The following is a 20,572-nucleotide window of genomic DNA, read 5'->3' on the forward strand; positions in this document are numbered from 1 at the left end:
TCTGCGGCACCTGGTTAGATCGGAGAGGACACCGAATGGACGGAGTGCAACGATGACCACGGCCACCAACGCGGACGGACCGGAGCGGGCGGACTCCCACGACGTCATCCGGGTCCGCGGCGCGCGTGAGAACAATCTCAAGGACGTCAGCGTCGACCTGCCGAAGCGCCGGCTGACGGTGTTCACCGGCGTGTCCGGCTCCGGCAAGAGCTCACTCGTCTTCGGGACTATCGCGGCCGAGTCGCAGCGTCTCATCAACGAGACGTACAGTGCCTTCGTGCAGGGCTTCATGCCGTCGCTCGCGCGGCCCGACGTCGACGTGCTCGAGGGCCTGACGACGGCCATCCTCGTCGACCAGGAACGGATGGGCGCCAACGCGCGGTCCACGGTCGGCACGGTCACCGACGCGAACGCCATGCTCCGGATCCTGTTCAGCCGCCTCGGGCAGCCGCACATCGGCTCCCCGCAGGCCTTCTCGTTCAACATCCCGACCGTGCGCGGCGCCGGCGCGATTTCCATCGAGGGCAAGGGGACGGTGAAGCGCAGCTTCGAGCAGACCGGTGGGATGTGCCCGCGCTGCGAGGGGATGGGCACCGCCTCCGAGATCGACCTGACCCAGCTCTACGACGAGACCAAGTCGCTCTCCGGCGGAGCGATCACCGTGCCCGGCTACACGGCCGACGGCTGGTCGGTGCGGATGTTCAGCGAGTCCGGCTTCTTCGACGCGGCCAAGCCGATCCGGGATTTCTCGGACACCGAGCTGCACGACTTCCTCTACAAGGAGCCGGTGAAGGTCAAGATCAACGGCATCAACCTCACCTACGAGGGCCTGGTGCCGCGGGTCCAGAAGTCGATGCTGTCCAAGGACGTCGATGCGATGCAGCCGCACATCCGCGCCTTCGTGGAACGCGCCGTCACCTTCGCGCCGTGCCCCGAGTGCGGAGGGACACGCCTGAACGAGGGGGCGCGGTCGTCGCTCATCCGCGGGGTCAGCATCGCCGACGTGTGCGCGATGCAGCTCAGCGACCTCGCCGAGTGGGTGCGGGGGCTGGACGAGCCGTCTGTAGCGCCGCTCCTGGAGAACCTGCAGGGCACGCTCGACTCGTTCGTGGACATCGGCCTCGGCTACCTCTCTCTCGACCGGCCCTCCGGAACGCTGTCGGGCGGCGAAGCGCAGCGCACCAAGATGATCCGCCACCTGGGGTCCTCGCTCACCGACATCACCTACGTGTTCGACGAGCCGTCGGTCGGACTGCACCCGCACGACATGCGCCGGATGAACGAGCTGCTCGTGCAGCTCCGCGACAAGGGCAACACGGTCCTGGTGGTGGAGCACAAGCCGGAGATGATCGTCATCGCCGACCACGTGGTCGACCTCGGTCCGCGCGCGGGCACGGCCGGGGGAGAGATCGTCTACGAGGGGACCATCGACGGGCTGCGGGGAGCGGCACGCTGACCGGGCGGCACCTGGACGACCGGGCGCAGGTCAAGGAGTCGGTGCGGACGCCGTCCGGCGTCCTGGAGGTGCGCGGAGCGACGTCGCACAACCTGCAGAACGTCGATGTGGACCTCCCGCTCGGCGTGCTGGTCGTGGTGACCGGCGTGGCCGGATCCGGCAAGAGCTCGCTCATCCACGGCTCGGTGTCGCCGCGCGAGGGCGTCGTCTCCGTGGATCAGGGCGCCATCCGCGGCTCGCGGCGCAGCAACCCGGCCACCTACACCGGCCTGCTGGAACCGATCCGCAAGGCGTTCGCCAAGGCGAACGGCGTCAAGCCAGCGCTGTTCAGCGCGAACTCCGAGGGCGCCTGCCCGAACTGCAACGGCGCCGGCGTCATCTACACCGACCTCGGGGTGATGGCCGGCGTCTCGACCGTGTGCGAGGTGTGCGAAGGCAAGCGCTTCGACGCGTCCGTGCTGGAGTACCGCTTCGGCGGCCTCGACATCAGCGAGGTGCTGGCGCTGTCGGTGGAGGACGCCGAGACGTTCTTCGCGAGCGGCGAGTCGCGCATCCCGGCCGCCCACGCGATCCTGCAGCGCCTGGCCGACGTCGGCCTCGGCTACCTGACCATCGGCCAGCCGCTCACGACGCTGTCCGGCGGCGAGCGCCAGCGGCTGAAACTCGCGACGCACATGGCGGAGAAGGGCGGCGTCTACGTGCTGGACGAACCGACCACCGGTCTGCACCTGGCCGACGTCGAGCAGCTCCTCGGCCTCCTCGACCGGCTGGTCGACTCCGGCAAGTCGGTGATCGTCATCGAGCACCACCAGGCCGTCATGGCGCACGCCGACTGGATCGTGGACCTCGGCCCCGGCGCGGGGCACGACGGCGGACGCGTCGTGTTCGAGGGCACGCCCGCCGACCTGGTGGCGTCGCGGGCGACGCTGACCGCGCAGCATCTGGCGGAGTACGTGGGGGCGTGACGTCCTAGTGGGCCGCCACCGCGTTCCCGGTGAGCTCGTGGCGCGAGTAGGTGTCGACGAAGCATTCGTAGGCGCGGTCTCCTGACGTCCACTGCGTCTCGGTGTTCGGGTAGCGCAGCTCGACCTGCACGTCCTCGTTCCACACCGCGACCCAGTTCCAGTCCAGGAGTCCGGGCGCCGTGCAGAGGTCGCCGACCTGGGAGTTCAGGGCCTGTGTGCCGGGGAACGGTGCGCGTGGAGCCTGGGGGAGCGCACCCTTCGAGAGCACCTGGGCGATGTGCGGCGACGCGCAGTCGACGACGGGGTAGGCGTTCGCCCACGGCGACGGGAAGACCTGGAGGCAGGAGCCGGTGGCGATCCCGGCCACCGGCTGCGCGGGAACCGTGGCGACGGGCGGCGTGGGAGTCGCCCGCGGCGGCAGGCTGAGCGGTGCCGGGCCCGGCTCCGGGGGTGCGGAGGAGCGGTCGGAACCGTTGCCGTTATGTCAGCACGGGCGTCTCCGGCGGGGGCGGCGATGGCGAAGGCGGCGACGGAGAGGAGGGCGACCGCGGCGGCGCCGGTCGCGCTGACGAGGATGAGCCACCCGCGGCGCGACAGCCCGTCCGGGCTCGCGGGCGATCGGCGGTTCTTCACCGCCTCATCCTACGTTCGGCCGGTGGAATCGCGAGCTGTGCCGCAGGATGCGCGCACCAGCGTGAACAGGGGGCTCCGTTCGACGGTGACGATGGACGGGTAGGCGGTGCGGCCGTGAGGGCCCGGGCAGTGGCGAGTGGATAGCCTGGAGGGATGGAACGAGCCAAGAACATCCTGCGCCTGAGCGTCGGCGGATCCTCCCGGACGTCCCTGCGCACGGAGCTGCGGTCGGGCGGTGTCCTCCTGAATGCGTACGCCGAGACGCTGCTCGATCACGAGGCGTTCGCGTTGCGGGATCCGGTAGTGCTCACTGTCGTCGCGCGCGGCGTGGGCGAGCTGGGCCTCGCTGCCGGCGCGACGCTGCCGGAGGTCTTCGCCGCGGCCCGGGAGCAGGGGCTGTCGCTGTGCCCGCCCGACACCGGCCCGTACCTCCGGCTCGCGCTGCGGTCGCAGCCGAACGCCCCGGACTCGGTGCTGTCCGCCGGACGCTCGCCGGCGGGCGCGCTCAAGGTCGCGAGCGCGCCGCTGAGCGACGACGTGGAGTTCCCGAAGGGCTTCTACCTGCGCGTGGTCGATGGCGTGCAGTGGCTGCGTGGCTACCGCTGTGACGACGAGTACCGGTACACGGCCGAGGACCGGTTCGCCTTCACGCTCCCGCTATGAGCGGTACTCCGGGTTCGGGAAGTCGAACCGGGTCCCGGCGTCCCACTCCCGGCGCTGGTTGCCGTAGTCGGGGAAGCCGCCCGCGTCCTTCAGCAGCCGCGCGAGGTGGAGGAGGTTCCAAGTCAGGAACGTCGTGTTCCGGTTGGTGAAGTCGTTGTCGAACCCCACGCGCCGGCCGTCGCCCAGGTCGTCGCCGTAACTGGGGCCGGGTCCGGCCTCGCCGATCCATCCGGCGTCCGCCTGCGGAGGGATGGAGTAGCCGATGTGCTGCAGGCTGTAGAGAACGTTGGACGCGCAGTGCTTGATGCCGTCCTCGTTGCCGGTGATGAGGCACCCGCCGGTCCGGCCGTAGTAGAGCCACTGGCCTTTCTCGTTCAGCTCGCCCGAATGCGCGTAGAGCCGCTCGATGATCTTCTTCGTCTCGCTGCTGTTGTCGCCGAGCCAGATCGGGCCGGCGATCACGAGGATGTCGGCAGCGAGCACCCGCGGGAAGAGCTCCGGCCAGGCATCAGCGTCCCAGCCGTGCTCGCGCATGTCGGGGTAGACACCCGTGGCGATCGCGTGGTCGACGGCGCGGAACTGGTCGACCTGCACGCCCTGGGCGGACATGATCGACGCGCTCACGTCGATCAGCGACTGGGTGTGGCTGCGGCCGGGGGAGCGGGTGAGGGTGGTGTTGATGTAGAGCGCGCGCAGATCGCTGAAATCGGTTCCCGAGGAGCTCATGGGGTCACGCTACAACTGCTCGCCGTGCCGCGCGACGAAACAGTGCTGAGATCCGGCGCCCGTCGGAGCCGCGCAGTACGCTCACCTCATCGGCGGGAGGGACTCGCCGCGAGCCTGGAGCAGAGCGATGTCACAGCCGTCTTTCCCCACCGGAGCATCCGGAGCCCCGACCCCTCGGAACTCCGGCGGAACATCCACTGCCACCGCGCCGGCGCCCGAGCACCGGCACCCTTTCCTCCGGCCCAGCCGCCTGCTCGCCAACGCCCCGCACGAGAGGCTGCATCCCGCAGTGCTCGCCGAAGCCGAGCGCCGGGCCTCGAGCGTCCAGCTCCGGATCGCCGACGCGATCACGGCATTCGCCGGGTCGATGATGTTCGTCTATCTGCACGTCGTGCTCTTCGCGGTGTGGATGCTCGTGTTCGAGAAGAGCCCCTGGCCGACCCTGACCCTCATCGTGTCTCTCGAGGCGATCTTCCTGTCGACGTTCGTCATGATCGGGCAGAACCGCCAGGCGGCCTTCCAGCAAGCGAAGGCGGACCACGACTACATCGCCCAGCAGAAGCTGCTGGAGGAGAACACGGAGCTCACGCGCACGATCCACACGCTGACGCAGGAAATCCACGCTCGGATGCCCGCGAGCGGGACGCCGTCGACCGGCGCGCCTGACGCATCCTTGTAACGCTGATAATGCACATTATGTCAGCTCGAAGACGCGCTCTCGCCTACCAGCGCGGTCACCGTGCATTCGAGCGTGTAGCCGCTGGGCAACGCGACCTTCATCGGTTGACCGCACCAGCGCGCTCACGAGCGCCGCCACCACCTTCGAACGTCTGCGAGTGAAGAACGTCATCGATGCCCCCGCGGCTCTGAAATATCCGTCGAAAAGTACCGGCCTCGCTCAGGGCGCCGGGCGCTCCATGCGGGTGTACGCATACGGCACCCAGTCCCCGCTGAATACCCCGCTAACGGGTACGCATCCTCACCACTCGTTTGTTCACGTTCCATCGCCTCACTCAGGGCTTCAGGCAAGAAGGACAAGGATCTCACGCTGCCGTTGCAACTGGTTGTCCTCCCACCACTCAACGACGACCACCGCAGCCGGAGGGCTGGCGACGCCCCTGTGCACGCGCACTTCTGCCGATTCGCCGGGACCAATGGGCTCCACTTTCGAGACCGATACGTCAGCCTTATCCAAATCGGTTAGACCCTCGATGCGGACGTCGCGAGCAGTGGCGCCACCTTCGTTTCGCAGCTCGTAACCGTCGTCGCTCCGAAGCAGACCCGGGAACTTCCCGATCCGTCTGACCTCCCAATGAACGGCTTTTGTGGCAGCATCTCCTTCGCTCGCTGCGGCCGGAGCATCTCCCCAGGTCGCTCCCGTTGACGCATGCGCGCTGCGCTCAAGCAACGCTAGCTGTGACTTCGTGGCAGCTTCACTGGCGTTTGCGGCCTTCGCCAATGCCTCGGTGGCTGCAACCTGCGCTGCCCCCGATGCCACGTTCGCCCGGTACGCGAGATATGCGATCGCGCCAGACACTAGAACGCCGAGCAGGCTCACGACGACCATGAGCCAATCCGTCAGCGAGGATCCCGTGTCCACCGGCAGCGGAATCGGGATCGAGCCTGCCTCGGGTGTCATGGCCCGCACTCTATCGCTCACTCAACCGCAGCGCTCTATCTGTGTGTGCGTATTTGGACCGCGCGCTAACACCAAGAACGGCCCGGTGACTAATAGCTGGAAAACCAGTAGGCCTGGAACGAATACGCCGCTCGTCAATACGCACCCTCACCACCCACATCACGGGCCCACCTCGTACACGACCTGGCCACATCGTCCAGTGAGCGCAGGATCGTCGCGCTATCACGTGGGGCGCTCCCCAACCGGAATCGGCTACGCGCTCAGGAGGCGGGCCTTCTGCGCCTCGAACTCGGCCTCGGTGAGCACCCCGGCGGCTCGCAGCTCACCGAGCTGTGCGAGCTGATCGAGCGGCGTGGGCGCAGGGACCCCGGCCGGCGTCTCGTCGCCACCGGGCCGGCGCTGCCCGGCCGCGGCGTCCTGAGCCGCCCAGCGCTGCTGCTGGCGTCGGTGGGTGCTTCCGATGACGCGTGTCGCGACGGAGGCGCGCGCGGCGGTGCGCAGAAGGCTCATCGGTCGGTTCCTTCCACTTCGAGGGCGTCGGCGAGGTCGATGATGTCGACTCCCCGGCGAACAGCTCCGCGCCGCCCGCTGTGATCCACGCGTCGGCCGCGGGAGCCAGGGAGCGGTCCTCGTAGACGAGCGCGATGGCGAAGGCGCCGGGCTCCAGCGCGTCGGCGACCCGCTGGACGTCCTTCGCGTCGAGGATGCCCGAATACGCGCCGTCGAAGCCGTCGGAGCCGCCAGATACCGGGAACTGGTCGAGCGGCCGACGGACCGGCGCCCCGGTGTCGTCGACACGGATCAGTTCGAGGTCGAGCACCTCGATGATCCCCTCGTCGACCCGGTGCAGCACCGCGGCGAGGCCCGCGCTGACGGAGGCGTCCTCGGGGAAGGCGAACACCAGATAGTCCACGGGTCCGGCGAAAGCGTCGTTGGCCATGTCGTTCCTTTCTCTAGAGAGGGCACGGCGATGGCCACGCTAGCGGCGGCCCGGATGCTCTCCCCGCAGTGGGGCCGCCTGCAGCGTCAACGGGAGCGAAGTTTCACCGGGTCGCCCATCCCCTGACCCGCGACGTCGGCGGCGCGCTCACCTGGACGCGTCGACGGGGCGCGGTGGGCGGCCTGTCATGAGCGTTCGTGCACCGAGTAGGTGAGGTGCGTCGCGCGCGGCGACGCCTCCGAGCCGGTCTGCTCCAGCTTGATGCGGGAGTCGTCCACGGAGTCGAACAGACGGATGCCCTTCCCGAACAGCACAGGCGAGAGGGCGATCGAGAATTCGTCGACCAGGCCCGCGTTCAGGTACTCCACGATCGTGGCGCCGCCCCCGGCGATCCGGACGTCGCGCTCCCCCGCGACCTCGCGCGCCCGGTCGAGCGCGACCCACAGGTCGTCCACAAAGTGGAAGGTGGTCCCGCCGAGGCGCACCCACGGGTCGCGGCGCTCGTGCGTGACGACGAACACGTCCGTGTGGAACGGCGCGTCCTCCGGCCAGGCGTGCTCGCCGGCCTCGAACATCCGCTTTCCCATCACGCTGGCGCCGGTGCGCTCGAAGGTGCGGCGGGCGATGTCGTCGTCCAGGCCCTCCTCGCCGCCCGGGCCGAGAGCGAGGTTCCCGCGGAAGAACCGGGTCGGGAAGACCCAGTGCTGCAGCTCCATCCACTGCGTGCCCATCAACTCCTCCGGGGAGTCCGGCGCCATGAACCCGTCCAGCGACATCGAGACGCTGAAGAACACCTTCCCAGCCATCAGTTCCTCTTCTCATTCCTCATCGTGGGTCATTCCTCATCGTCGTCTCGACGTAGCCGGCCAGCTTGGCCAGCGTCTGCCTGCCGCCCTCGGCGGCGTGGGAGCGTTCGAGCGCCTGGTCGCGCAGTTCCACGGTCGGGAACACCGTTCGCAGCTCGATGCGCGTCGCGGCGCCTACCGGGGTGAAGGTCAGCACCGAAGCGAACGTGTCCGGATCGTCGCGGTGCTCGCCGTGGAGCAGCTCGATGCGCTCGGGCGGGACGATGGCCGTCCAGGTGATCCACTCGGGATAGGCCGTGCCGTCCGGGCCGCGCATCGTGAAGGCCCACACCCCGCCCACCCGGAAGTCGAAGGACCGGGTGGTCGTGCTGAACCCCGCCGGACCCCACCACCGCGAGAGGTGCCTGACCTCCGTGAACGCCTCGAACACCAGCTCGGGCGGAGCGTCGATCAGGCGCGAGACGACGATCTCGCGATCGGCTGCCGGCGACTCCGCTGTCTCTGGTTCCTGCACCGGCTACTCCCCTGCCCTCTGCGCTGTGAGCTCCTGCACGTACGCATCGAGGCGGTCGAAGCTCTCGTTCCAGAACTGCTCGAAGCCGCCCGTCCACTCGTGGATCGTCCGCAGGCCGCCGGCGTCGAGGCCGTAGACCCGCTGCTTGCCTGCTCGGCGGTCCTGTACGAGCCCGACTTCCTTGAGCACCCGCAGGTGCTTGGACGCGCCGGGCTGCGGAATCCCGAGCGCCGCGGCCACCTCGTTCACCGGCCGCTCGCCGGACCGCAGCAGCACCAGGATGTCGCGGCGGCGCGGTTCCGCGACGGCGTTGAAGACGTCCGAGGTCGTCGCTGCCCGTGCCATGCGTCCGATCATATACCGATATGGGTGCATGAACACAGGGTGAAGACCGTCGTTAAACTCGCCTTCCGCTGGACGGAAGGACGCCTCGCTCGCCGCGGAACCCCCGGGGTGGAGCGCCCGGCGCGACGAGCGGGGCCGGTACTTTCGACGGACATTTCAGGGCCGCGGAGGGTATCGATGACGTTCTTCACTCGCAGACGTTCGAAGGTGGTGGCGGCGCTCGTGAGCGCGCTGCTGGCGGTGGCAGGGGTGATCGTCGGCACCCAGGTCGCGGCGGCGGCGCCCACCGACCAGCAGTGCTCGTACGCGGATGCCGGGACGGGGACGTACGCGCGCACACTCTGCTGGCTGGATCAGAGCGGATACGACCAGGCGGCGGCCTCCACCCCCGGCGGCCAGCCGATGAAGGTCGCGCTGCCCGGCGGCTACACGCTCGAATACACGGTGACCGCGATCGGGCGCGCGGTGGTGCCCGCGGCGTTCCCGACGTATGCGAGCGCCTACCTCGGCCGCAACAACGGCGGGTACCGGGGTGTGGCGGGCCTGCCCGCGCTGTACCAGGCGGGCACGACGGGCGGGAACTCGTCCGTGACCATGACCGGCGTCACGGTCAAAGATGCCGACGGCAACCCCGTCCAAGCGTTCTCGATCGTCATGGCGGACGCCGAGTCCACCGATCAGGGCGAGTCGCTGCGGTTCACGGCCGATCAGTCGCTCCGGCAGATCGCGCCGCTGGGGAACGCGTGCGAGGCCGGGTTCACGGGGGTCGGCACCAACTCGGTGACGTGCTCCAGCAGCCAGAGCGTCACCAGGAACGGTACGGCGATGGTCGCGGCCGACGCTCCGGTCGCCGCGTCGATCGACCTGAACACGAACCGGCGCCAGGGCGTCGCGTTCGGAATCCTGCTGTCGAAGGTCGTCCTGTCCAAGAACGTGGCCAGCCGGGTGAGCCCGTCCGACTCGTTCGGGCTCAGCGTCACCGCCCCGGGCGGCATCCAGCTCGCCGGCGCGAACACCGGGACCGCGACCACCGCCACCACCGGCGAGGTCGAGACCATCGGCGCGGCCGCCACGTCCCCGTTCACGCTCGCGGAGACCGCGACCGGCACGACGCCCATCGGCGCGTATGCGCAGTCCTGGTCGTGCACAAGGAACGGGGCGACCGATCCCTCCCTCCCGTCGGGCGCCGCCGGTCCCTCCGCCGACGTCGCGCTCGCGATCGGAGACCTGGTCGACTGCACCATCACCAACACGGCGCTCTCCGGCAACCTCCTGCTCCAGAAGGAGGCGGGACCGGTGAACGACGTCAACGGCAACGGCGTCCGCGACGCCGGCGACACCATCCCCTACTCCTTCACCGTGACGAACACCGGCCAGGTGACCGTCGAGAACCTCGTGGTCGACGACCCCGCAGTGGGAGCGGTGACGTGTCCGGCGACCACGCTCGCCCCTGGCGACACGACGCGCTGCACCGCGGACACGCTCTACACCGTCACGGCCGCGGACGTCGCCTCCGGCGCCTTCACGAACACCGCGACTGCTCAGGGCGACGTGCTCGGGGGTCCGACCGTCATCCGCTCCAACACCTCCGCGACCACCACGACGCTGGAGGCGGCGAACGCCGCGCTGACGCTCAGCAAGACCGTCGCCCCGACGACGGCGGCGGTCGCCGGAACAACGGTGACCTACGACTACAGCGTGACCAACACGGGCAACGTGGATGTCCACGCCCTCGCGATCGTGGAGAGCTCCTTCTCCGGCAGCGGGACCGGCCCGGCGCCGGTCTGCCCGGTGACGGCGCTCGCCCCCGGCACGTCGACGGTCTGCACTGCCGCCTACACCGTGACCCAGGCGGACGTGGACGCCGGCTCGGTGACGAACACCGCGCACGCGACGGCGACCGACCCGGAGAGCGGCACCGTCGACTCCCCCGGCTCGTCGGCGACGGTCACCTCGGCCGCCACGCCCGCGATCACGCTCGAGAAGTCGGCGTCGCCCGACGACGCCGCGTCGTTCGTCGTCGGTCAGGAGCTCACCTACTCCTTCGTCGCCACCAACACCGGCAACGTGACGCTGACGGATGTCGGCATCGACGAGCAGGGCTTCACCGGCACGGGAGGCGCGGTGAACCCGGCGTGTCCGGCCGCCGCGCCGATCCCGCCGGGCGGCCAGGTGACCTGCACGGCGACCTACACGCTGACGCAGGCCGACATCGACCAGGGCGACGTGACGAACACGGCGACCGCGCACGGCACCCCGCCGACCGGACCGGCCGTGAGTTCGGCGCCGGACACGATCAGCGCTCCGGGCAATCCGGCGCCGGCCATCACCGTCGAGAAGACCGCGACGCCCACGACGGTCGCGGCTGCGGGCGATGCCGTGAGCTACCGGTTCGCCGTCACCAACAGCGGGAACGTGACCTTGAAGGACGTGACCGTCGACGAGACAGCCTTCTCGGGCAGCGGCGGCACCCCCGTCGTCACCTGCCCCGCGGAGGCAGCCACGATGCTCCCCGGTGCCCGGGTGGTCTGCACCGCCGCCTACACGCTGACCCAGACGGATGCCGACCAGTCCCAGCTCGTCAACACCGCCACCGCGACCGGCACCCCGCCGGCCTCGGCGGGCGGTCCGGTGACGAGCGCGCCGTCCACGGCGACCGTCGCGGTCGCCGAGAACCCGGCGCTCACTCTGGTGAAGACCGCGAGCCCTCTGCACGCGACGGCCGCGGGTGACACGATCACCTACTCGTTCGCGGTGACCAACACCGGCGACACGACGGTGAACGGCATCGGGATCGCCGAGGGCGCGTTCTCCGGCTCCGGCCCGGCGCCGTCGGCGAGCTGCCCGGCGGGCGCGGCGTCCCTCGCGCCCGGTGCGACCGTGACGTGTACGGCGACCTACACCGTCACGCTGGCGGACGCGAACGCCGGCGGCATCGACAACACCGCCACTGCGACGGGCACGACGGGTAGCGGCGCCGCCGTCACGTCGGACGACGCGCAGACGGTCGTGCCGATCGCGCCGGACCCGGGCGTCACGCTGCAGAAGACCGCGTCCATCCGGAGTGTGACGGCCGCAGGCCAGACGGTCACCTACGAGTTCGTGGTCACCAACACCGGCAACGTGACGCTGCAGAGCCCTCAGGTCGTGGAGGCCCGCTTCAGCGGGTTCGCCGTGCTGGATCCGGTGTGCCCGGCCGGGGTCACCTCCCTGGCGCCCGGCGAGGCCGTGACCTGCACGGCCGACTACGTCACGACGCAGGCCGACATCGACAAGGGCGGGATCACCAACAGCGCCGTGGCGACGCTCCAGACGCCGGGCGGGGCCACGATCACCGCTCCCCCGTCGGAGGTCGACATCACGGCCGACCCGGCGCCGGCGCTGACGACGGAGAAGACGGTCGACCCGACCGCGATCACCACGGCAGGACAGCCGGTCACGTACTCCTACCTGGTGACCAACACCGGCAACGTGACGCTGACGGACGTCGCAGTGGCTGAGGGCGACTTCACCGGCAGCGGCGCCACACCGGCGCCGAGCTGCCCGGCCGGTGCGGCGGCGCTCGCCCCGGGCGCGACCGTCACCTGCACGGCGTCGTACACGCCGACCCAGGCCGACGTCGACACCGGCACCGTGACCAACACGGCGACCGCGAGCGGGACGCCGATCGGCGGTGGCGCGGCGGTGGACTCCCCGCCATCGTCCACGACTTTCAGCGCCACCGCCTCACCGGACCTGACCATCACCAAGACGGCCGACCCGGCCACCATCACACGGGCGGGGCAGACCGTGACCTACAGCTTCGTGGTGACGAACACCGGCAACGTGACCATGTCCGAGGTCGACGTGATCGAAGGGACCTTCACCGGAACCGGCGCCGCGCCGGACGTGCAGTGCCCGGCGGCGCCGATCGTCCTCGCCCCCGGCGACACCGTGACCTGCACGGCGACCTACATCGCCACGCAGGCGGACGTGGACGCGGGGACCGTCGACAATACGGCGACCGCGCAGGGCACGATCCCGTCGGCCCCGGGCGTGCCGATGAGCTTCGGGCCGGCCGGGAGCACGTTCGGCGCACCGGCCCAGCCGGCGCTGACGATCGTCAAATCGGGCACGCCGTCCGACGCCGCGTCGTTCGTGACCGGGGCGGTGATCACGTACGGCTTCGTCGTGACCAACACCGGCAACGTGACCCTGACCGACATCCGCGTGGCCGACTCGGGCTTCACGGGCACCGGTCCCGCGCCGGTGCCGGACTGCTCGGGTGCGCCGACCTCCCTCGCTCCGGACGCGGAGCTGACCTGCACGGCGACGTACACCGTCACGCAGGCGGACGCCGACGCCGGCGGCATCACCAACACGGCGACGGCGAGCGGTGTCCCGCCCGCCGGCGGCGAGCCGGTCGTGAGCGAGCCGTCCACGGTCACGCTGCCGCACGACAGCGCGCCCGCGCTCGAGCTGGTGAAGAGCGCGACTGTGAACGCCACGACGATCGATTACCGCTTCACGGTGACGAACACCGGGAACGTGACGGTCACCGGCGTCTCCATCGCGGAGGGCGACTTCACCGGCACCGGCGGCTTCCCGGGCATCGACTGCCCGGACGGGGCGGCCTCGCTCGCCCCCGGCTCGACGATCGTCTGCACGGCGACGTACACGCTCACCGAGGCGGATCGGCGGGCGGGAACCCTGACCAACACGGCGGTCGCGGACGGCGTCGCCGGCTCCGGACGGGTCTCCTCGCCGCCGTCGACGGCCCGGGCCGCGCTCGGCGGCCTCGCCTCGACCGGTCTGGACGTGGGCACGCTCGTCTGGGTGGGCGCGATCCTCATCGCTCTCGGCGGGGGCGCGATCGGATTCCGCATCCTGCGGCGACGCCGGGCCTGATCGGGAGGCGCCGAAGGCGGGGACGACGGAGGTCGTCCCCGCCTTCGGCGGTGCTCAGGCGCCGCTAGGTCAGGCGCCGGTAGGTCAGGCGTCGGCGCGTGCCATGAACGGCTCGTGGTGGTAGCCCTCGTCCGTCAGGATCGCGACGGTGGACTCCCCCACCTCCAGGAACGCGCCGGGGAGGTCGTTGAGCGGCTCGGACACCACGACTTTCGCCTTGTCGCCGAAGATCTCGAGGCGGGCGGCGTCCGGATACATCTCGCGCAGCTCAGGGATGGCGACGGAGTGATACAGGCTCCGGCTGCGCCCCGAGGTGGAGTGGCGGAACGCCCACAGTGTCGCGCCGTCGGAGATAGCGATCGTCCCCTGCATCGGGAAGCGGACGCCCTTCGCCTCACCCACCTCCTCGATCCGCTGGACCGTCTTCGTCATCGCCCCGATCGGGTCGTCCTGCAGGCCGAGGGTCAGGGCCAGGTAGAACATGACCTCGGAGTCCGTGGTGCCGTGGATGAGCGGGTACAGCGACGGGTCGACCGAGAACGTCAGATCCCGCTTCATCTCCGCGAACCCGCCGAGGAACCCGTTGTGCATGAACAGCCAGTTCTCGTAGCGGAAGGGGTGGCAGTTCGTCTGCTGGATGGGCGGCCCGGCCGCCGCGCGCACGTGCCCGAAGAACAGCGGGCTGGCGATCGAATTGGTGAGTTCGCGCAGGTTCTCGTCGTTCCAGGCGGGCTCCGTGGAGTGGAACAGCGCGGGCTTGCTCCCCGCGACGGAGCCTTCGGGATACCAGCCGAAGCCGAAACCGTCCCCGTTCACGGTCTCCGCGCCGAGCGGCGAGTTCAGCGATTGCGCGACCAGCGAGTGTTGCGCGTCCAGGATGAGTGAGGCGGGTTTGAGCGCCTCCCCCGAGTACGCGAGCCAACGGCACATGACGTCTTCCCTCCCGGGCCGACCGGCTCGACCCGCGAGCACCATAGCGCCGCCGGCCCTCCCCCGGGAATGGGCGATGAGCCGACTCACAGCCGTCACTCATAGCGATATGTCACACTGGAGGTACGGAATACCCGACCCGTGCCCGCACTCCCGCCCCGACCGAATGAGGTGCCCCGTGTCCCCGTTCCGCCCCCTGTCCCATACCCTGATCGCCGCCGGGCTCACCGTCGGCCTCGCAGCCACATCGTCCCTCATGGTGAGCGCGGCTCCGGCGACGGCCGGCACCCGGGCGGACGACCTCGCGCCCGCGCAGAACCTGGCGGTGCCGGCGGTCTCCGGCTCAGACTCCTTCGGGGTCGCCCGCGAGGCGCCGGCCGTGCACGTCGCGCCCGCGCTCGTCTGGCCCGTTCAGGGCGGTGCCGTCATCTCCGACGGGTTCGGTCACCGCGATGCCCCGGCCGAGGGGGCGTCCACCGAGCACCCCGGCATCGACTTCGCCGCGCGCACCGGCGTCCCGGTCCACGCTGTCGCGTCCGGTGTCGTGAGCCGCGTGATCGCGGTGGACCGCGGCGGCTGCGGTGTCCACCTCGCCATCGACCACACCGTGCGGGGGCAGGCGGTCACGACCGTCTACTGCCACCTCACGGAGGGTTCGGTGGGTGTGCGCGCGGGTCAGCGTGTCGTCGCGGGCGAGGCGATCGGGGCCGTCGGTGACACCGGGGTCTCGACGGGAGCGCACCTCCACTTCGAGGTCCGGCCGGGCGGCGGGGCCCCGATCGACCCGCTGCCCTGGCTGAACGCGCTGGCCGCATGACCGCCGGTGCGTGGTCGCCCGCGCGGGCGGGCTCAGCCGGGCGGTGCGAGCACGTCCCCGCCCTCGGCATGAACGGGGACGATGAGCACCGCCCGGGACCCCTCGTGTGCGAGGTGAGCGGCGACGGACCCGCCGAGCCATTCCTCCAGCGCGTGCTCCACGCCCCGCCCGCGTGTGCCGACCACGATGAGCCGCGCGTCCAGCTCTCCGGCGAGCCGGCCGAGCGCCTTGGCGGCGTCGCCCGCGAGGATGCGCAGCCTCCAGTCGGGGGTCACCGCTCCCGCCCGCTCGTCCCCGTCGAGTACAGCGCCGATCGCGGCCGCCAGCTCGAGCGCGACCCGCTCGTCGTCGGCCGCCACGTCGCCGGGGTGGAGTGACGCCTCGTCGCGCACCTCCGCGCGGTCCCATTCGGTGAGGTAGCTGTCCTCCGTCACGTAGGCGCAGACCAGGTCGCGGTCGAGAGCGACCGCGAGGCGGGCGGCCTCCCGTGTCACGGCGGCGGCCTGGCGTGGATGCACGCCGACGATCACGGGGCCGTTCCCCGGCTGTTCGGTCATCGGACCCGCCGCAGCCTCAGGCCGTGGGCGCTGAGCCCGCGATGTTCACCAGCCACTGCACGCCGAACCGGTCGACCAGCATCCCGAAGCTGTCGCCCCAGGGCGCCTTCGAGAGCGGCTCGACGACCGTGCCGCCAGCGGTCAGCTTGTCGTAGTAGCCGGAGAGCTGGGCCTCGTCGTCGCCGCTGAGCGACACCGAGATCTGCGAGCCCTCCCTGAGCTCCATGTGGGCGGGGACGTCGGCCGCCATGAGGGTGAAACCGGCGTCGGTGGTGAGCTGCGAGTGCATGATCAGGTTCGCGTCGTCCGGGTCCTGGCTCATCCCGAACTCGGCGAAGGTGCTCTGCTGGAGCGTGCCGCCGAAGACCGACTGGTAGAAGTCCATCGCTTCGCGGGCCTGCGTGCGGAAGTTGAGGTAGGGGTTCAGGATCGACGGCATCGTGGAGTCTCCTTCGTGCGCGCGCACGGTGCGCGCGCACTGTTCAGGTTAGTGAGTGGGCTGCGCGCGCGGGAAGGTCGCAGCGTGTGCGGCTCATACGCAGCGGGCGGGGCGGCTCGTGCGCAGCGGGCGGCTCGTACGCTGCGTCAGGCGAGGTAGGCGGCGACGATCAGCTCGCCGCGGATCACGCCGAGAGCGGCCAGGACCCGCTCGACCACCGCGTCCGTGACCCCGGAAGCGACGACGTCGTAGGGCCCGATCGGCGCGAGCGGCGCGCAGCGCACCCGGACGACCTCCCAACCGGCGGCGCGCAGCAGCCGGTCCTTTCGGCGGTCGGAGGCCTCCCGCGGGCCGACGTGCTCCAGCCCGTGCCGGCCGATGGTGTCGTACTCGATGGCGACGCGCAGTTCGGGGACGACGATGTCCGGCCACACTTCGAGCTGGTGGTAGAACGGCCGGGCGACCCGCACGGCGTTGAGGCTCAGGTCGACCGCGAGCCGGGCGGCCAGACGCCGCTTGAGCTCCGGCTCGGCCGCGGACGCCGGGCGCGGGGCCAGCTCGCTGAGGAAGGCCTCCCCGACCGGCACCCGGTCGGCGCCGCGGCGGGCGTTCCGGCAGACCGGGCAGCGGCGGCCGCCGAGGATGCGCTCGACGGTGGCGGAGTAGGTGGGATGCCCGTTCCGGCACTGCCACGAGTAGCGCGTGGCGGTGCCGTTCTCGTGCGAAAGGGCGGCGCGCGAGCCGGGCGCAGCCAGCGCGATCAGCTCCTCCCGCGTCATGGTGGTGCGGTCGAGTCTCCTGCAGAGGTAGCAGCGGTCGTCGTCCGGGTCGTTCTCGATGCGGCGCAGGTCGCGCGCATGGCCGCAGACGTGCAGCCCCGCGTCCGGTTCGACGGTGCGGACGCGGCGCGGGACGGCCTCCTCGCTGCACCACGGGCACCAGGCCGAGCGTCGCCGGGTTCCGCCCGGACGGGAACGCTGCTCCTCCGGCGTGGCGATGAAGCGGTGGCCCGCGTCGCACTCCCACTGCACGTAGACATCTGCGGCGGGCGGGATCTGGCTGAGCACGATCCCGGCGTTGAGCTCGGGGTGGAACTGGCGCACCACGGTCGGGTAGCGCTGCCAGTCGGCGCGGTAGGTGCCGACGGCGTACGGCACCGGGAGGCCTTTGGACCACTGCCGGCGCGCCCACCATTGCGCGACGTTCTCGGTCACATCACCCTCCCTTTCACACCGCAACGGTACGGCGGGCCCCCGACAGCGCGGGTGCACAGCACGAACGGCAGCAGCGCACGACGGGTGGTCGGGTAATCCGGAAACGTCTCGCGGTACCAGCGGTGGTTCGCCATCGCCCGAGGCGCGAGGTTGGCGACGGTGTAAAGGGCGAACGCGAGCCCCGCGAGAGACCAGGTGGCGATCGCCCAGCCTGTCCACTCCACGATCTCGCCGAGATAGTTCGGGCTCGAGACGAAGCGGAACCCGCCGCCGTGCGGGATGCGGTAGCCGTCTTCCGTCCGGCGCAGCCGCCGCAGGATCCGGTCGGACCCGATGTTGAGCGCGTACCCGGCGGCGAACAAGACGACGCCGATCCAGAACCGCGGATCGCGCAGCCACGACGCCGGGTAGTCGCCGTACTCGGAGATCCAGCGCGCGTTGACCCACGCGTTGAGCAGGTTGAAGAGAACGGCCAGCAGCATCACGAGCACCGGCATGCGTGAGCCGGAGCGCATGAGCAGCGGGTAGACGAAGGCGCGCTGGACGTAGTGCGCCTGCCAGAGCAGCAGGAAGAGCAGCGGCACGAGGTCGGCCCGGTGGGCGCCGAGCAGGTAGAAGCCCAGGAAGGCGAGGCTCGCGGGAGCCTCCATCACGATCCAGCCGACGCGGGCGGGGACGGCGGGCCCCCAGCCGGGGCGACCGTGGCGTCCGCCGTAGGGCGCGACGACGAAGAGCAGGGCGACGAAGGTCACGGCCGCCAGGACGAGCTCGGCGACGACGAGCCAGCGATACGGGCCGGGCGGCATGCGTGGGAGTCTAGCTCCCGACGAACGCGTCGAGACCCTCGCCGAACCACAACGACGGATCGTGTGTCACACCGTGCTGCCAGAAGGCCTTCGAGATGATTCGACTCCGCACGTTCGGATGGCGGAGGCGCTGCTTCGCCAGCGCTCCGGTCAGGACCAGATCGAACCGGAGTCGGATGTCCACCACGTCCGGGATGAGCGGCAGCGCACGAATGTGGTGCCGCTGGATCGGGGCGCTCAGCAGGACGAGCTGCGGGATCGGGCAGCCGTTGTTAGCGGCTCGCGCAGCCACCTCGCCGCCGTAGCTGTGCGCGAAGATGGTGCCGACTCCGCTGCTGCCGGTCGCGGACGCGAGCCACTCCTGGAGCCGCTTTCCGGCGATCACCCGATGGTGTGCGCTGAGGTCGCCCGACCAGGAAAAGGGCATGCCTGCCCGATACAAGGAAGGGCGCAGGCCGCCGAGAACGTGGGAGTGGAAGTCACCGCCCGGGTACCACCAGTCCGCCTGCCACGCCCACGTCCCGTGGATGAGTGTGCTGAGCCTTTCGGCCGCCGGCGGTTCCGCTTCGGGAGAGTCGCCTGCGGTCCGCTGACCGCCTCCTGTGCGCTCGTCATCCGCTTCCGTCCCGGTACCGTCTTCCGTCTCGGTACCGTCGTCCGCTTGGTCGGATCGGTCGTCCAAGGCGATCGCTCGAAGCCACGTCACAGCCGCCAGCTCGCGCACCACCTCGTCCGACGACCGGAGCGCCGTGCGGATCCGCTCGAGCGCGAGGAGCAGAAGCCGGCGGACGAAGCTTCTCGCACTCTCGCTCTCGGCCGAAGCGCTCAGTTGCTCCGCGGAGGCCGCGGCCCATTGATCGCCCCGCCAGAGGGGACGATCAGCCAGAGGATCGGGCACGGCCAGGACGGACGGATAGAGAAGATCGTCCGCGTCGATCCCCAGGAGGTCCAACACGAGGGGCGTCGGGAGCGCGTTGAGCACGGCGACCGCGGCGGCGACGCTCTCGCGCTCGAGCGCACTGCACAGCCCGGCCGCCAGCAGCGTGAGCCGATAGCTTGCGCTGCCGTCGTTCAGCCGCTGCCAGGCCTCGCGACGAGTGGCTCGAGGGTTCCATCCCGAACGCGCCGTCCCCTGGAGGAGCTCGCCCTCCCCGTAAAGGACGTTCTCGACCGTGCGTCCTGCGCGATCGAGGCGCTCCGCGACGTCATCCCGGAAGCCGAACATGCTCAGCATGTCCGGTTCGATCACGTCGAGAGACGCACCGCGGAGCGTGGTCGCGCCGAGCGCCCCCGCAATCGCGAACCGCGAGGCGTTCGTGCCTTCCGTTTCGGGGCTCTCCTCGATGGAGTCATCACTCGAATAGACCTCGAAACCCTGCGGATACCGGCCATCGGCGTCCATGAGGCGCTCCCCTCCACGGCCGCGCGCGCGGCTCCTGGACACACCTTAGGGTCGCGGGCCGCCGGCGGCGAGGGTGCCGTGGCACGACGCAGCCCATCGGACCTACGACGTGCGTGCGGAGGAAGTGGGCCCTGCCGGGATCGAACCGACGACATCCACGGTGTAAACGTGGCGCTCTACCAGCTGAGCTAAAGGCCCTGGACGCGTCCCAGCCTAGCGGGGCGGAAGGGTCACACGTGCGCCGGCAGCAGCTCCAGCGCCGCCTTGTACGCCTCGATCGAGCGGGCCTCCCCGGCGCCGTGATGAACGACGCGCGGATGATCCCGGCCTCGTCGATCAGGAACGTCGCGCGGTTGGCGAAGCCCTTCTCCGGCAGGAACACGCCGTACTCCTTCGCGGTCTCGCCGTGCGGCCAGAAGTCGGCCAGCAGGCTGAAGTCGTAGCTCTCCTGCTCGGCCCAGGCGCGCAGCGTGTACTTGGAGTCCACGGAGATCGCCAGCAGCTCGACGCGGTGGTCCTGGAACATCGCCAGGTTGTCGCGCAGCGCGCACAGCTCACCCGTGCAGGTGCCGGAGAACGCCAGCGGGAAGAAGACGAGCGCGACAGCCTTCGAGCCGCGGAAATCGCTCAGCCGGACCGAGCGGCCGTGCTGGTCGAGCAGTTCGAAGTCGGGAGCCTGGGTGTCGTTCTCCAGAGCCATGTGACGTGTCCTTTCACGCGCCCCGGGGACGATTCCACCCGGTCGGCGCACGAGGACACAGCATAGACCCGGTGGCAGGATGCGCCAACCCGCGACCGGTCACCGGTGGCCCTGAGTTGCGGCTAGGCTGAAC

Annotated in this window: 18 protein-coding genes, 1 tRNA gene and 2 pseudogenes; 5 read left to right on the plus strand and 16 right to left on the minus strand. The window is 70.4% G+C overall.

The genetic code is table 11. The features are described from left to right. The first annotated feature begins 52 nt into the window (after nt 1-52). A pseudogene (locus tag ACRAWC_RS03235) lies at nt 53-2,421 on the plus strand (ATP-binding cassette domain-containing protein). Nucleotides 2,422-2,425: 4 nt separating this feature from the next. On the opposite strand, the gene ACRAWC_RS03240 reads toward ACRAWC_RS03235, so the two are convergent. Beyond that, on the minus strand, nt 2,426-2,788 hold the full coding sequence (locus ACRAWC_RS03240) for a septum formation family protein (RefSeq protein ID WP_431346455.1): 363 nt from the start codon (nt 2,786-2,788) through the stop codon (nt 2,426-2,428). A 419-nt stretch (nt 2,789-3,207) separates the two neighbouring features. Between ACRAWC_RS03240 and ACRAWC_RS03245 the strand changes: the two genes are divergently transcribed. Next, the gene (locus ACRAWC_RS03245) at nt 3,208-3,717 is read left to right on the plus strand and encodes a hypothetical protein (protein ID WP_431346456.1); all 510 of its coding nucleotides are present in this window, start codon (nt 3,208-3,210) and stop codon (nt 3,715-3,717) included. On the opposite strand, the gene ACRAWC_RS03250 is transcribed toward ACRAWC_RS03245, so the two are convergent. After that, complete coding sequence (locus tag ACRAWC_RS03250; protein WP_431346457.1) at nt 3,712-4,443, minus strand: flavodoxin family protein; 732 nt, start codon at nt 4,441-4,443, stop codon at nt 3,712-3,714. The two genes, ACRAWC_RS03245 and ACRAWC_RS03250, sit on opposite strands and share 6 nt — an antisense overlap. 289 nt (nt 4,444-4,732) lie before the next feature. Between ACRAWC_RS03250 and ACRAWC_RS03255 the strand changes: the two genes are divergently transcribed. Then, on the plus strand, nt 4,733-5,122 hold the full coding sequence (locus ACRAWC_RS03255; RefSeq protein WP_431346458.1) for a DUF1003 domain-containing protein: 390 nt from the start codon (nt 4,733-4,735) through the stop codon (nt 5,120-5,122). 342 nt (nt 5,123-5,464) lie between these two features. On the opposite strand, the gene ACRAWC_RS03260 is transcribed toward ACRAWC_RS03255, so the two are convergent. From ACRAWC_RS03260 to ACRAWC_RS03285, 6 genes are all read right to left on the minus strand, one after another. After that, nucleotides 5,465-6,082 carry a hypothetical protein gene (locus tag ACRAWC_RS03260; RefSeq protein ID WP_431346459.1) on the minus strand — a complete coding sequence of 206 codons (618 nt, stop codon included), beginning with the start codon at nt 6,080-6,082 and terminating at the stop codon, nt 5,465-5,467. A gap of 252 nt (nt 6,083-6,334) precedes the next feature. Further along, complete coding sequence (locus tag ACRAWC_RS03265) at nt 6,335-6,388, minus strand: hypothetical protein (protein ID WP_431346577.1); 54 nt, start codon at nt 6,386-6,388, stop codon at nt 6,335-6,337. 16 nt (nt 6,389-6,404) lie between these two features. Further along, on the minus strand, nt 6,405-7,022 hold the full coding sequence (locus tag ACRAWC_RS03270; RefSeq protein WP_431346581.1) for a hypothetical protein: 618 nt from the start codon (nt 7,020-7,022) through the stop codon (nt 6,405-6,407). A 185-nt stretch (nt 7,023-7,207) separates the two neighbouring features. After that, entirely contained in the window at nt 7,208-7,828 is a 621-nt protein-coding gene (locus tag ACRAWC_RS03275; protein ID WP_431346460.1) for a dihydrofolate reductase family protein, read from the minus strand. Nucleotides 7,829-7,847: 19 nt separating this feature from the next. After that, nucleotides 7,848-8,342, minus strand: a complete 495-nt coding sequence (locus tag ACRAWC_RS03280) for an SRPBCC family protein (RefSeq protein ID WP_431346461.1) — start codon at nt 8,340-8,342, stop codon at nt 7,848-7,850. 3 nt (nt 8,343-8,345) lie between these two features. Continuing rightward, nucleotides 8,346-8,687, minus strand: a complete 342-nt coding sequence (locus ACRAWC_RS03285; protein WP_431346462.1) for an ArsR/SmtB family transcription factor — start codon at nt 8,685-8,687, stop codon at nt 8,346-8,348. Between the two features lie 177 nt (nt 8,688-8,864). Here ACRAWC_RS03285 and ACRAWC_RS03290 point away from each other — a divergent pair, with 177 nt between their 5' ends. Then, nucleotides 8,865-13,574, plus strand: coding sequence for a DUF7507 domain-containing protein (locus ACRAWC_RS03290; RefSeq protein ID WP_431346463.1), 4,710 nt, complete (start codon nt 8,865-8,867; stop codon nt 13,572-13,574). Nucleotides 13,575-13,658: 84 nt separating this feature from the next. On the opposite strand, the gene ACRAWC_RS03295 is transcribed toward ACRAWC_RS03290, so the two are convergent. Continuing rightward, entirely contained in the window at nt 13,659-14,504 is an 846-nt protein-coding gene (locus ACRAWC_RS03295) for a class II glutamine amidotransferase (RefSeq protein ID WP_431346464.1), read from the minus strand. Between the two features lie 178 nt (nt 14,505-14,682). Here ACRAWC_RS03295 and ACRAWC_RS03300 point away from each other — a divergent pair, with 178 nt between their 5' ends. Continuing rightward, nucleotides 14,683-15,321 (plus strand): M23 family metallopeptidase, encoded by a 639-nt coding sequence (locus ACRAWC_RS03300; protein WP_431346465.1) that lies wholly within the window; start codon nt 14,683-14,685, stop codon nt 15,319-15,321. 32 nt (nt 15,322-15,353) lie between these two features. Here ACRAWC_RS03300 and ACRAWC_RS03305 read toward each other — a convergent pair whose 3' ends face one another. From ACRAWC_RS03305 to ACRAWC_RS03335, 7 genes and pseudogenes are all read right to left on the minus strand, one after another. Then, nucleotides 15,354-15,878 (minus strand): universal stress protein, encoded by a 525-nt coding sequence (locus tag ACRAWC_RS03305; protein ID WP_431346466.1) that lies wholly within the window; start codon nt 15,876-15,878, stop codon nt 15,354-15,356. A 16-nt stretch (nt 15,879-15,894) separates the two neighbouring features. After that, the gene (locus tag ACRAWC_RS03310) at nt 15,895-16,317 is read right to left on the minus strand and encodes a VOC family protein (protein WP_431346467.1); all 423 of its coding nucleotides are present in this window, start codon (nt 16,315-16,317) and stop codon (nt 15,895-15,897) included. 146 nt (nt 16,318-16,463) lie between these two features. Next, nucleotides 16,464-17,531, minus strand: coding sequence for a hypothetical protein (locus tag ACRAWC_RS03315; RefSeq protein WP_431346468.1), 1,068 nt, complete (start codon nt 17,529-17,531; stop codon nt 16,464-16,466). Next, complete coding sequence (locus ACRAWC_RS03320) at nt 17,528-18,337, minus strand: 3-oxo-5-alpha-steroid 4-dehydrogenase (protein WP_431346469.1); 810 nt, start codon at nt 18,335-18,337, stop codon at nt 17,528-17,530. Before ACRAWC_RS03320 ends, ACRAWC_RS03315 begins: the two co-directional genes overlap by 4 nt. A gap of 10 nt (nt 18,338-18,347) precedes the next feature. Beyond that, nucleotides 18,348-19,739: a hypothetical protein gene (locus tag ACRAWC_RS03325; RefSeq protein ID WP_431346470.1), complete on the minus strand. Its 1,392-nt coding sequence runs from the start codon at nt 19,737-19,739 to the stop codon at nt 18,348-18,350. A 125-nt stretch (nt 19,740-19,864) separates the two neighbouring features. Further along, a tRNA-Val gene (locus ACRAWC_RS03330) sits at nt 19,865-19,937 on the minus strand. Nucleotides 19,938-19,969: 32 nt separating this feature from the next. Next, nucleotides 19,970-20,439, minus strand: a pseudogene (locus tag ACRAWC_RS03335) (peroxiredoxin). Nucleotides 20,440-20,572 lie beyond the last annotated feature (133 nt).

This window comes from Leifsonia sp. L25 (assembly GCF_050632895.1).